This window comes from Amycolatopsis sp. cg13 (assembly GCF_041346965.1).
Classification (GTDB): Bacteria; Actinomycetota; Actinomycetes; order Mycobacteriales; family Pseudonocardiaceae; genus Amycolatopsis.
The window spans coordinates 8717700-8729749 of record NZ_CP166848.1; the positions used below are offsets into that span (position 1 = coordinate 8717700).

At 64.9% G+C, this 12050-nt stretch carries 11 protein-coding genes; 5 read left to right on the forward strand and 6 right to left on the reverse strand.

All coding sequences use genetic code 11. The annotated features are described in order from the left end of the window. Positions 1-53: 53 nt before the first annotated feature. The 3 genes from AB5I40_RS40760 to AB5I40_RS40770 all read right to left on the reverse strand — a co-directional run bounded on the left by AB5I40_RS40760 (position 54) and on the right by AB5I40_RS40770 (position 2856). The gene (locus AB5I40_RS40760; protein ID WP_370935535.1) at positions 54-404 is read right to left on the reverse strand and encodes a hypothetical protein; all 351 of its coding nucleotides are present in this window, start codon (positions 402-404) and stop codon (positions 54-56) included. Next, positions 397-1698, reverse strand: coding sequence for a pre-toxin TG domain-containing protein (locus tag AB5I40_RS40765; RefSeq protein WP_370935536.1), 1302 nt, complete (start codon positions 1696-1698; stop codon positions 397-399). The genes AB5I40_RS40760 and AB5I40_RS40765 overlap by 8 nt, the downstream gene beginning before the upstream one ends. Before the next feature lie 237 nt (positions 1699-1935). Continuing rightward, on the reverse strand, positions 1936-2856 hold the full coding sequence (locus AB5I40_RS40770) for a helix-turn-helix transcriptional regulator (protein WP_370935537.1): 921 nt from the start codon (positions 2854-2856) through the stop codon (positions 1936-1938). Between the two features lie 135 nt (positions 2857-2991). Here AB5I40_RS40770 and AB5I40_RS40775 point away from each other — a divergent pair, with 135 nt between their 5' ends. The 5 genes from AB5I40_RS40775 to AB5I40_RS40795 all read left to right on the forward strand — a co-directional run bounded on the left by AB5I40_RS40775 (position 2992) and on the right by AB5I40_RS40795 (position 8572). Continuing rightward, entirely contained in the window at positions 2992-3936 is a 945-nt protein-coding gene (locus AB5I40_RS40775; protein WP_370935538.1) for an aldo/keto reductase, read from the forward strand. Between the two features lie 94 nt (positions 3937-4030). Then, positions 4031-4447 carry a hypothetical protein gene (locus tag AB5I40_RS40780; RefSeq protein ID WP_370935539.1) on the forward strand — a complete coding sequence of 139 codons (417 nt, stop codon included), beginning with the start codon at positions 4031-4033 and terminating at the stop codon, positions 4445-4447. Positions 4448-4574: 127 nt separating this feature from the next. Next, the gene (locus AB5I40_RS40785; RefSeq protein WP_370935540.1) at positions 4575-4811 is read left to right on the forward strand and encodes a hypothetical protein; all 237 of its coding nucleotides are present in this window, start codon (positions 4575-4577) and stop codon (positions 4809-4811) included. A 462-nt stretch (positions 4812-5273) separates the two neighbouring features. Next, complete coding sequence (locus AB5I40_RS40790) at positions 5274-7487, forward strand: AAA family ATPase (protein ID WP_370935541.1); 2214 nt, start codon at positions 5274-5276, stop codon at positions 7485-7487. 2 nt (positions 7488-7489) lie between these two features. Then, positions 7490-8572 (forward strand): 5-methylcytosine-specific restriction endonuclease system specificity protein McrC, encoded by a 1083-nt coding sequence (locus AB5I40_RS40795; RefSeq protein WP_370935542.1) that lies wholly within the window; start codon positions 7490-7492, stop codon positions 8570-8572. A 651-nt stretch (positions 8573-9223) separates the two neighbouring features. Here AB5I40_RS40795 and AB5I40_RS40800 read toward each other — a convergent pair. From AB5I40_RS40800 to AB5I40_RS40810, 3 genes are all read right to left on the reverse strand, one after another. Beyond that, entirely contained in the window at positions 9224-10075 is an 852-nt protein-coding gene (locus AB5I40_RS40800) for a hypothetical protein (RefSeq protein WP_370935543.1), read from the reverse strand. A gap of 58 nt (positions 10076-10133) precedes the next feature. Further along, complete coding sequence (locus tag AB5I40_RS40805) at positions 10134-10604, reverse strand: hypothetical protein (protein WP_370935544.1); 471 nt, start codon at positions 10602-10604, stop codon at positions 10134-10136. Positions 10605-11351: 747 nt separating this feature from the next. After that, positions 11352-12044, reverse strand: coding sequence for a hypothetical protein (locus AB5I40_RS40810; protein ID WP_370935545.1), 693 nt, complete (start codon positions 12042-12044; stop codon positions 11352-11354). Positions 12045-12050: the final 6 nt, after the last annotated feature.

A 12050-nucleotide genomic window follows, 5' to 3' on the forward strand; every position in this document is an offset into this window, starting at 1 on the left:
GTTCAGTGGGAAGAAAACCATCGGAAACGAGGTTCTCGGCAGGCCGCGCGAGATCACCGGGCCCGGCGGTCTCCTTCCGGAGTGTTCGACAGCCAGCACAAACCCAGCCCGGCGGACCAGCCGACCGCCTGGCAGTCGCGGACGACGCGTTCGACGGTGTCCTCGACGGACGCGGCAGGCCACGGCTCGAACCCCGTGTCGCCGATCTCTCCGACGACCATCAGTCCTTCACGGAGCAGGTAGTCGAGAACACTGGCGAAGAAGGCGGCGAAGCGGTCGCTGTCCCTGGGGACGACCTGGGAGGCGTTCCAGATCAGAGAATCGACCGGGACCCAGTCGTCGAGGCCTTCGTCGAGCGTGGGGGCCACGACTCGTTCGATCTCGTGCGCCTGCCGTTCATACATCGAGATGCACCTTCAACCTCTTGCCGTCCGCCGTCGCGATGTCGATTGTTTCACCGCTCGTCTTGGACGTCAGACGCCATTGGATCGTCGTGCCGTCTTGCAGTTTGAACACGTCGGGAATCTTGTCTCCCCGCGACGGAAGCCGCTCGGTGCCCGCCGTCCAGTGGTCGAACAGGGTCCGCAGTTCGGTCGTGTTCGACACGGTTTTCACGCCGCTGTTCTTGCCCTGGGGCAGCGCGTCGAATGAAATGCGCCAGTCCTTGGCACCGTTCTTCGCCGCGAGCTCGATCCCGCGGGAGACCTTCGCCGCTCGTTCGACGGCGACGAGTTTCTTGAGGGCGCCGCCGGCGATCGGGACGGCGGCCATGCCGTAGAGGGCACGTTCGAAACCATCGAGTTCCTGCTGGGTGAACGCGTCCTTCCCGGCGATTGCCTCGACCGCGCTCTTGATGCTGCCGACCCCGGGAACGAAGTCCGTCACGGCCGACAGGACCGCCGCGACGTCCGGGTTGAGCGAACCGGAATGGGTGGGGTGACCGAAGGCCTCGTCGAAGTTGAACTTGATGCCCTTCAGCGACAACCCGCCCACCGGCATCCACGGCGTGGACGTGAACTTGTCCAGGGTCCGGTTCGCCTCGGCCAGGATCGCGTTCGCCGCGGCCAGATCACGCTTGGCCCCGGCGAAATCGCGGTCGGCTTGTGCCATGGCGGTGCGGATCTGGGCAGCGCTGTAGTCCAGCTGAGCCGAGGCCTGCGCGATGCCGGCCGCGGTGGCCGCGAGTCCGCGATTGTTGGCTTCCAGCGCGGCGAGGTCGATGTGGATGTCCAGATCCGGAAGCGCGTTGAACTGCGCGATGGCCGTTTTGGCGATCGCGGCCAGTTCGGGGAGCGACTTCACCACGATCCTTGTCGCGACGACAGTGTCGCGCAATTGCTGCAGCGAATCCTCGCTGAACTGATCGAGTGCCTGGCCAGCCCGGGAAATGTCTCCGGCGTCGATCGCTTTGCCGACCTCGTCCAAAGTCCGGGCGGCTTCGCTGAGCGCGTGGCCCGCGACCTGGCCGATGCCCTGGCGCAGGTGGCCGAGAACCAGGGCGCCCAGCTGGGTGCGGGCGACCGCCTTGCCCACCACAAGCGCCGCTTTGGCCCGGTCAGCGGCTTTGCACGCCGCCAGCTCCGGATGCCGGTCGCAGAGACCGGACGCCTGGGCGGGCATCGCCACGAGCATAGCGACGATCGCGACGACGACGCCGATGACGCCCCCTCGGCGCGCGGCCTGAGCACGGAAACGCACCCGTGTCCTCCTTGATCTTGATCAGCGGAAGAGAGAGTAAGGCACGGCTGCGGCGACCGACGGCCACCGGGAGGTATTTGTGTCGGTGGGCACAAATACGTAACGGAAAGCGTGGGTGTCGTAATGAATAGCGAATTCCGGGGGAAAGGCACCCGGCCGGATCCCTTGCCAGGAGTGCGAGGAAACGGCAGAGCGCCAGCACATTCCTGAATCGCGGGCCGGGCGAACCGCGACGGATCAGCGCGGTTCGGGCCGAGGAGAGGGGCGGGCGGGCTCTGTCGCCGGGGATCGCGTGGCTGCCCAGCTGGCGAGGAGTTTGAGCCGGTCCTCCGATTCGGTGCCGGGTTCGGCGGTGTAGGTGATCAGATCGTGCACGGCTCGGCCGGGCAAGGGCAGGTCTAAGGACTGGAAGGTCAGTTCCAAGCGGCCGACTTCGGGGTGTCGGAGCCGTTTGACGCCGTCGTGGCGGATCAGGACGTCGTGTGCGGCCCAGAGGCTGCGGAACTCCGGACTGAGGGTGCACAGCTCGCCGATGAGTTCGCGCAGCGCCCGGTCGTGGGGTTCTCGCCCGGCCTCGGCGCGCAGGAGGGCAGCGGTGGCGTCGCAGGCGGCGTCCCAGTCGACGAAGAAGTAATGAGCGCTGGGGTCGAGGAAGATGTAGCGGGCGAGGTTGGGACGGCCGCGCTCGTCGACGGTGGTGCTGCCGAACATCGGCGCGTACAGGGCTCGGGCCAGGGGGTTGCTCGCGACGACGTCCGTGCGGCCGTTGCGGACGAACGCCGAGGACACCGTCATGGAGTCGAGCAGCCACCGGACCTGGGGCGGGACCTCGACGTCCCGGCGACGCGACGGCGTGCGGCTCGCCGGCCGCGATGACCGGGCCAGGTCGAACAGGTAGGTGCGTTCGTCGTCGTCCAGCCGCAGGGCGCGGGCGACTGCGTCGAGGACGGCTTCGGACACGCCGCCGATGTGGCCCTTCTCCAGCCGCGTGTACCACTCGGTGCTCACCCCGGCCAGGACGGCGACCTCCTCCCGCCGCAGCCCAGCGACCCGGCGACGGGTGCTGGTCGGCAGTCCCGCCTGCGCCGGGGTGATCTTGGCGCGCCGGCTGGCAAGGAAGTGCCGGATCTCGCCGCGGTTTCCGGGCTGCTGGTCCATGCCATTCACGGTAGCCGTAGGTCGCGGCGCGAAAGGGGTTGAAGCAGTACCCCCACTAAGCGCGACCTTCTCCGGCGGCGGCCGTCGCGGTCTCGTAGGGATTGAACGTCAGGAAACGAGAACGGAGTCAGGGACATGACGAGCAAGACGCCGACGGTGGCGCTGGGCACGTGGGCCTGGGGAGACAGCGGCGAGCCGGGCGACGGCTATTTCGGTAGCCAGCTGACCGCGTCCGGCCTGCGAGAGGTTGTTAGGACGGCGCAACCGCACGGGTTCACCCTGTGGGACACCGCCGTGGTGTACGGCATGGGCCGCTCGGAGACGGTCCTCGCTCAGGCGCTGAAAGGCTATGCCCGCAGCGAGTACCAGCTGTCGACGAAGTTCACCCCGCAGATCGCGGGCGACGGCGACGATCCGGTCACGGACATGCTGGAGCAGAGCCTCGCCCGATTGGGCACGGACTATGTGGACCTGTACTGGATCCACAACCCGGCCGACGTAGCCCGCTGGACGCCGCTGCTGATTCCGCTGCTGCAGAGCGGCCGGATCAAGCACGTCGGCGTTTCGAACCACAACCTGCAGGAAATCGCTCTCGCCGATCAGATCCTCGGCGAGGCAGGTTTCCGGGTGGAGGCGGTTCAGAACCACTACAGCCTGCTGTACCGGAATTCCGAGCGCGCGGGCATCCTTGAGCATTGTCGCGAGAACGATGTGCGGTTCTTTTCCTACCTGGTCCTCGAACAAGGCGCGCTGACCGGCAGGTACAGCCCGTCCCGTCCGTTGCCGGAAGGCAGCAGCCGGGCGGCCGTGTACAACAAGATCCTTCCCCAGTTGCAGGCGCTGACGGACAGAATGGGAGCGATCGGCGCGGCTCGAGGCGCGTCCGCCGCCGACGTCGCCACCGCCTGGGCCATCGCGAAGGGGACCACCCCGATCATCGGGATCACAAAGGCGGCCTACCTGGACGGGTTGGTCCGCGCTCACGACATCGCGCTAGCTGAAGAGGAGATCGCGGAACTGGAGTCACTGGCGGACGCCGCGAACGTCGACACGCGCGGCAGCTGGGAGCACGATATGTAGCAGTCGTCGGCGGGCCGAGGGAGAGACTGGGCGGGGAGCCCCTTCTGACTGTCTCCCTCGGCGTCGGTCAGATACTGCTGGAGGAATACTGACAGTGACCAGCTTCTCGGATTTCGCCAGCTACGGCGACAGCTACTACGGAGGTGGCATAGCCCGGTTTTCGTTCGGCCTGCTGGTGGTTTCGTCTCCGGACAGCGTCGACGACCACTCGGGTTGGGATCCTGCCCGCGAAAGTGTGCACGCTGGCAAGGATTCATTGCACGTCGCCGTTCGGCAGTCAGCGAGCGGGGTGGTTGCTGTCTCGTGTGTCGAAGAGCCGGTCGTTCCGGAGAGGCTTGAGCTGCTGCATCGCGGCGTGATTCAGTTGGCTCGATCCTCGGTATTGCTCTACGACCCGAATGGCCAGCTTCGCCTGGAATTGCCTGTGGAACGCGAGTTGAACGCAGTGTCTGTCTACGGTGACGACATCACGGAACCGGCCGAGATTGTCGTGGTGCTCGGCGTTCCCTAGTGTTGACCGCTGATTTCGGTTGATCTCACCTGTTCAATGAAGAATTTTCGGTAATTTACTTAGCTGTCCCGAGTGGTGGATAGGATGTTGTTGTGGTTGAATACATGACTCCTGCGCGTGCAACGGAATGACGCTCTTGCATCACGCTATTGATGCCGAAGGCGATGGTCACGTGCAGACGGGCAATCCATTGCATGTCGACGTGACGGCTTACCTTCTCGCTCGCGGAGCCGACCCGCTTCGCCGAACCACTGATTCCACGCGGGAGACGGCAGAGGAGATGGCTCAAGGCTACGGTCATTGGCTGGCGCTCGCCCTGATCGAAGCATGGAAGCAGCAATGGCGTCGGCGGTCTGGTATGTGAATCCCATCGGGGGCGATGGCACGGCTGGTCGGGGACCCGGGCTCAGGTGCGCACGAGAGAACCCTCAAGCAGGAGCGCCACTAAGCGCTGCGCCAGCCCGATCCTCGAGTCCGGTGGCACCAGCATGAAAAAAAGCCGCAGGTCGAGCCCCTTCGAAGCAAAGTCGGGAGGACAGGATTTGCTCAGCGCAGTGCCGCATCAGCATAGTCGCTGGTCGGCACTGAGCGGAAATCCTCAATTAGGAGGGTGGCAGGCTGATCTTGTGTTCCGTCGGCAACGGTCAAGCCCTGCCAATGCTCAAGTACTGTCTATGTCGACAACGGCAGCGATCGACACTGACAATCAGAGCGTGGTCTCCAAGCAATGGCCGGACCGACCTCCTGTTCGCGGGGATATAGGTAGCCAAGGCCGTTCGCTCCTGCGAGCATGGTGGCCGAGCAGTCGACTTGGAGGATTTGGCTGATGGTCGTCGGACAGGCGGATCACGTCATGTGGGGCATCCACAACGACCAGCTGGACATCGATCCGGTCGCTGACGGCGCGGTCCGCATCGGCTGGGACGGCACCGGCGACCTCTCGGACGTCGCGTCGTCCCGCGACGCATTCAAACAGCGTCTTGCCGAGACCATGCCGGAGATCGAGCCCAAAACCATCGCTGGGTCGGCCGGCACGCTCTACCGCTTCGTCCACGAGATCAAAATCGGCGACATCATCGTTACGCCGAACCGCTTGAAGCGGACCCTCAACATCGGACGGGTCAGCGGCCAGTACGAATTCCACCCGTCCTCGCCGGTCCACCGGCACTGGCGGCCGGTCGACTGGCTGAGCGTCGACGTGCCCCGTGACGAGCTGTCCGAATCCGCGCAGAACGAGCTCAGCTCGCTGATCACCCTTTTCAAGATCACCACCGGCCGCGAAGAGATCGAACAGGTCATCGCCAAGCCGTCCACCGCGGAAGCCGACTTCGCCTGGACCGCGTTCTACCCCGAGCTGGCCGACCGGATCCTGGAGTACGCGACCGACCGCGAAGCCCTGCTGGAGAAGGTCTGGTCCGTCGCCGAATCCTCTGGTTTTCCGCACCTGTTCAAATACCTCAAGGGCGACCGTCGTCTCGACGGCAGCTACGGGCCCCTTCGCGACGTCGATCCGTTCACTGTCCTCACCTGCTTCAACCGCGGCATCAAGAATGACGCGCGCGCGGCCATCGCCGCAGCCTTCCGCGCCGAGTTCGGAGTCGGTGCGAAGGCGCCTGCCCAGTTCTCCGGCATCCCGATCGCCAACAATCTGAAGTCGTGGTTCATCCGCTGGGAGGTCGACCGCGGCCCGCATGACATCGACGCTCTTTGGCAGCTGGCGGCCGCCGCCGTCGCGTACGCCAAGAGCGCCGACGAAGCTACTCGCGAGGACCTCGTCAGCGCTTTCGACGAGTGCGCCACCGGTCAGACCCGGCTCCTCACCATGGGGCTGTACTGGATCCGGCCGGACTCATTCGCGGCCTACGACAGCCTCAACGGCAACCTCATCAAGAAGAACCTGCCCGAGCTCGCGGCTCAACTTTCTCTCGGCGCGAAGATCACCGGCGAACAGTTCCTCTCCAACACTGAGGCGGTTCAGGCTTGGCTGTCGTCCGGCGCGGCGCCCTACGACAGGATCTGCGCTCTGTCCTACGCCGCCTTTATTGATTCGCTCGAGCCGGTGGAGGAGTCCGAAGCCGCCGCGTCGCCGAGCGTCCCCGACGCGCCGCTCGCGAAGCCGGCGGAGATCGTCGAAGAGCCAGGCGATCCGTACGACGTCGCGTCCATCCGTGACGACGGGTGCTTCCTCGCGGAGGACGAACTCCAGCCGATGCTCGAGCGGCTCCGTTCGAAGAAAAACCTCGTCCTCCAAGGCCCTCCCGGCACCGGCAAGACCTGGCTCGCGCGCAGACTGGCCTGGGCGCTGTGCGGCGAACGCGATACTGATCGTGTTCAAATCCTCCAGTTCCACCCTTCGCTCGCCTACGAGGACTTCGTGCGTGGCTGGCGTCCTTCCACCAGCACCGCCGGCGGCGGGCTCAGGCTGGAGGACGGTCCGTTCCTGGAAATGTGCCGGCAGGCCGCCGACGACTCGAACCACGACTACGTGCTCGTCGTCGAAGAGATCAACCGCGGCAACCCCGCCCAGGTTCTCGGCGAGCTTCTGACCTTGCTCGAGGTCGACAAACGCCATCGGAGCTCCGCCATGCGGCTCGCCTATCCCCGGAGCCCGGACGAGCGCTTCTTCGTCCCGCCCAACCTGCACCTGATCGGCACCATGAACGTCGCCGACCGGTCGCTCGCGATGGTCGACATGGCGCTGCGACGACGGTTCGCTTTCATCGAACTCCGCCCGCGCCTCGGGGCGGACTGGGTCGAGTACGTCAGCCAGCTGGGCTACGAGCCGAAGCTGCTCGAGACGTACGGTCGCCGCGTCGACGAGCTCAACGAGCAGATCAGCGCCGACAGCGCACTCGGCCGTCAGTACTGCGTCGGCCACTCTTACTTCACCCCAGCCGTACGGCTCGAAGCGACAGGGCTGGATACCAAGGCGTGGTGGCAACGAGTCGTCGAGACGGATGTCCGGCTGCTGCTCGAGGAATACTGGTTCGATCGCAGCCACCTTGCGGAAGAAGCCTGCAAGAAGCTCCTCGGCGAGTAACTGTGCAGATTCCGATCCGCAACCTATGGCTGCTGCAGTTCTTCGCCTCGGAGCTGTTCCGCACCAACGGCCACCGAGCTGTCTCCCCGGAAGACGCTCCGGACGACCTGCCCGACCTCGTCGCCCGCATCCTCGCCGACGAGGCGGCGCAGCGCTTGCACCGCGGACTCTCCGTCGGCTTCCGGCCGATCACCCGCAACGAACGCCGGGTCAAGGGACGGATCAACCAGCTCACCACCGAGCGCCACCAGCTGCTCAACCGCGGCCAGGTGAACTGCACCTACGATGAGATCGTCACGGACATCCCTTCGAACCGGCTCGTCCGAGCGGCTCTCGAACGAGCAGCGATCCTGGTCCCGGGAGAACCGCGATATCGCTCGCTCGCACGGCAAATGGAGGCCGGGGGCGTTCGCGGACCATGCCCGCGGCTCGCGGAGGTTCCGCACCTGCGGCAACAGCGGCTTCTTCAGCGGGATCGCACGATGCTCGCCGCAGCCGAACTGCTCCTGACCCTCGCGATCCCGACGACCGAGACGGGCGATCGATACCTGCCGCTGCCAGCGGACGACGACGGCTACCTGCGAACGTTGTTCGAGCACGCCGCCTACGCCATTTACCGACATCGCCTCACCCCGGACGGCTGGAAGGTGAAGCACGGGCCCATACAGCAATGGGACATCTCGCAGCTCTCCGGCGGCATGCGCGCGGTGCTCCCCAGCATGAAGCTCGACATCGTGCTCCAACACCCGAACCCCGATGACAACGGACCGCGCCGGATTGTCATCGACACCAAGTTCACGTCCGTGACGAAGGCAGGCTACTACCGGGAAGCCACGCTCAAGAGCGAATACCTCTACCAGATCTACGCCTATCTGATGTCCCAGGCCGCAGCCGAAGGAGCCTGCCCGTCCGAAGGGCTCATGCTGCACCCGGTAGTCGACGGCCACTTCGATGAGGAAGTCGTCATTCAAGGCCGACGGATCCGATTCGCGACAGTCGACCTCGCTGCGTCGGGGCGGCGCATCGTGGACGAGTTCCTTTTGGCCTTGTCGCCTCGGCCGGCGGAGACGCGACCCGTGCTATAGGTGGCACGGACTCGTACGGACCTCTGATGAGTTCGACTCTCTCGGGTTTCGAAGAACTTTCCAGATTTGACAGCAATGAATGCTCGCATAGGTGGGTGTACTAACCGCTGAGGGGCGCGCTGGGCTGGTATTCGCTCCGCGAAGAAATCAAAATAGCTCGAACGAGAGTATTCTTGATCGGGCGAAATTGACCGTCTCCGCGGCGAACGCGGCTTCGAGTTCCCGAACCTTTTTCCGGGAGCCGAACAACCCGGGCTTGCCCGATGCGGGAGCGGGGTCCGCTTGGGCTGGTGCCCGTGGGGAATTCGGTTGGGCCTCGAGTGTCCACAACTGCCAGAATTTCGGCGGCGCGGGCCAGTCGGCTGGCGGCTGCCAGCCGGGCGGTGGCGTCCAGTCGGCGGGAACGGCCAGCCGGTTCGGTGGCGGATTGAACCTGTACCCCATGCCGCTGCCCTCCGCAGTTCACGATCACGGCAGGAGTCGCGGTTTCGGGAGAGTGTGTTACACGGTAGCGGCCGCCGCCCCCCGATGCGACTTCTCGAGTCGGAGGCGGCGGTTTCGTCGGCGATCGACGCGCACCCGCGCGGACGGCAGTTCCATTATTCAAGCGGTTGTTCGCGGGCCTGTGGTTCCCGGATATACGGCCCCGCGTCAGTCGTGGACGGTGAGGCAGGCTTGGTGATCGACGTCGGTCCAGCCGAGACATAGCTGCAGGTTGTTCGGAAAGTCGTTGTTCATGAGGAAGTGCTGCTTCAATGTGCCCAGTTTGCTGCAGGTGTAGAGTCCCAATCGAAACATCCGGCCGTTGGCGTACAGCACTGGTGCCGCGCAACTGGAGTCCGCCCAAGGCGGAAGGCCCTCGCTCGCATCGAGAGTGTCGACGTGAAGCTTCTCCCCGTGCACGTTCTCGCAGACCGAGCGGAAACCCAACGGCCCCAACCAGCAGCTATCTCCCGAGTACGGCGTGACGCCGCTCTTCGCGAAATTGGGTGTGTGCTGCGCAGCGGCCGGGATGCCCAAGCAACCCTCCCAGTTGTTGCTCGCTGACGAGCCGGGTTGCGACGTGTAGGCGGTCACCACGTTGTCGGTCTCGACGTTGACGATCACGACGGCGTCGATGTTCGGCGACGAAATGGTGTACGAGACGTTGTTCTGCCCGCTGGCAGGGCCTTCGTACTTGGCGTTCCTCAGCACATGTTCGATGCACCGGACTGTCGTCGTGGTGAATGGCGGGCGGCGGTCGTCGATGTGCCGGACACCGAAGCCGGCTTGATCACTGACGTCATGGCGGCCACAGCGCAGGTTGACGGTGCGGAAGGTGTCCGTGTTGCGCACCGATGTGACCAAGTAGTCCTCGGCAGTGCCAGGTTTGAAGCAGTCCTGATATCCCTTGATCGGTGCGGCCGCAGTCGCGATGGTGTTCGCTGCGAGCAGCGCCCCTGTCGTGATGATGGCCAGTATTCCGAGGCGTCTGAAAATGTCGGCAAAGCCCGGCGATCTCATGATAGTTCCCGAATCCTTCCTGGCAACGTGAACGAAGCATTGCGGTTTCTGCGGGATGTCAGCCGAGCGCGCGGCGGAGTTCGGTGACAGCTGTGTCTGGGAATGGGTGCGGCCAGCCCGGGATGACGCCTCCCGGTTTCATTGCCGAGCTGACGGTCTCGTAGCCGCGCAGGAAGGCGCTGGCGAGTTCGTGGCGCGGCGCGACCTGTCGTAGCAGCACTTCGCCTCGTTCGGGTGTCCAGTCCGGCGCGGTGATCCAGGTGCGGATCGCCACCGCGTGCACCACCAGCGCTAGGTGGTCCGCTACTGGCGAGGCGAAGTCCAGGAAGACTCCGCCTGGTTCATCGCCCCACAGCACGGACTGCAACTCCACTACCGGTCTCGGGCGTGCGAGGTTCGCGACGGCCTGCGCGAGGTCTCCGAAGGCGTCGTTGAGCCCCGTTGCGTGGAAGGTTTGCCGTTGAGGACCGGAGCCCAGCGTCAGCCTGCACCAGGCCGAGCTGAATTCGAACGTGACGTCTTCAGTCATGGCGCAATTCTCCCTGACCGGTCGGACACCATTTTTCCGGGCAGGTGTCCGGCTTTTCTCCCGGGCGAATGATCAGATCAACGTCGCGACCCGGGGCGGGCCTAACTGATCTCGCGTCTGCAGGTAGTTCTTGTGGTGCCCCTGGCCCATTCCGGCCGCACGGCGGGCAGGCTCAGGAGCGAGCGCAACCGCCGGTGGTCGGCTTCCGGCCGTCCCAAGGGAAACCGATGTCTAGCAAAGTCTTGCTGGTGTGAGCCGCGTGATTCCTGTGCGGACGCGGTGCCGTGCGCACGCGGTGCCGCAAGCGTCGCGGCGGCGAGCACCGTCCGGGTGGCTCTTCGCTGATAATTGTTCTGACCACAGCTGTTCTCCTCGTTGCTCAAGGAACCGAACACATACGAGCAGACGCGAAGCACCGGCTGGCGCTCCGATCCGCACCTCGCAGTGACGCTGACACCGCATATTCGCAGCGGTGCGGCGAATGAATCCCCCTGCATGCAGCTGGTTCTCCCGGTCAAGCTCTGCGATCCTGACATTCCCACAACTGCCAGGATTGACGCAAGAACGGTTGGCGCACGATAGACGAGTGAACGTCGCCGCCGTTCGCTGGCTGTTTCGAATCCCTCCGTCGCGCGCGGAACGGTCAGTCGAAACCGGAAGAGAAACTGCCTGGAGAACCGATTGCGGGGAGTCGTGACGATTTCGCATGTCTCACCTGCGAATATTATTCGCGCTTGTGTCGGCCCGCTAGAATGGATTCGCGGCTGGCGCACGCTTGTTTCCGCGGATCTGCCCGGCGAGAGGGCTCTCCCGTCGGAGGCTCGGCCCGGAAGTCGGCGGAGCATGATCTTGATGCCGTTCGGCAAGAGCGGAGTGCTGCGGGGGCGGTCGCTGAGCCACAGTCTGGTGGTGGTGTCGGCGTAGGGCTGACGCGCTCTGACGCGGAGGCAGCGGCCGACGGCTGCGCTGAAGGGGGTGCGCACGCCATTTGCTGCCTTTGCCGAGGACGTTGACGACACGACGGGACAAGTCGATGTTGGCGATTTCGGAGAGGCAGCCACCGGTGTCCCAGATCAACTGGATGATGGCTTCGTCGCGGCGGCTGTGGAAGTCGCGGCTTTGGCAGTCCCGGCGCACCTGCTTGATGAATTGCACCGCGATGATGGGTATCGGCTGGTCCGGAATGTGCGGCGGGTTCATGCGGGCCCTCGGGTGGTGCTCGATCTCCTCTTCGGCCAGGAGCCAGTTGAACCGCGCGCTCAAGGCTCGGCAGTTGTTGTTCGCGTTGCCGGGGCTGGTGGCGGCGAGGCGATAGGCGATCCACCGTTTGACGTGGTTTGGTTCGTAGTCTGCCGGTTCGGGCGTAACGGAAGCCAGCCACGCTTCGGGGTCGTCCGGCGGCGCGACGGGGTCGGCGAGCCAGTTGTGGAAGAAGCGCACGGTGTC

Coding starts and splice junctions, on each gene's coding strand:
- AB5I40_RS40760 (WP_370935535.1), bottom strand. CDS start 404: ATGTATGAACGGCAGGCGCACGAGATCGAACGAGTCGTGGCCCCCACG.
- AB5I40_RS40770 (WP_370935537.1), bottom strand. CDS start 2,856: ATGGACCAGCAGCCCGGAAACCGCGGCGAGATCCGGCACTTCCTTGCC.
- AB5I40_RS40775 (WP_370935538.1), top strand. CDS start 2,992: ATGACGAGCAAGACGCCGACGGTGGCGCTGGGCACGTGGGCCTGGGGA.
- AB5I40_RS40785 (WP_370935540.1), top strand. CDS start 4,575: ATGACGCTCTTGCATCACGCTATTGATGCCGAAGGCGATGGTCACGTG.
- AB5I40_RS40790 (WP_370935541.1), top strand. CDS start 5,274: ATGGTCGTCGGACAGGCGGATCACGTCATGTGGGGCATCCACAACGAC.
- AB5I40_RS40800 (WP_370935543.1), bottom strand. CDS start 10,075: ATGAGATCGCCGGGCTTTGCCGACATTTTCAGACGCCTCGGAATACTG.
- AB5I40_RS40805 (WP_370935544.1), bottom strand. CDS start 10,604: ATGACTGAAGACGTCACGTTCGAATTCAGCTCGGCCTGGTGCAGGCTG.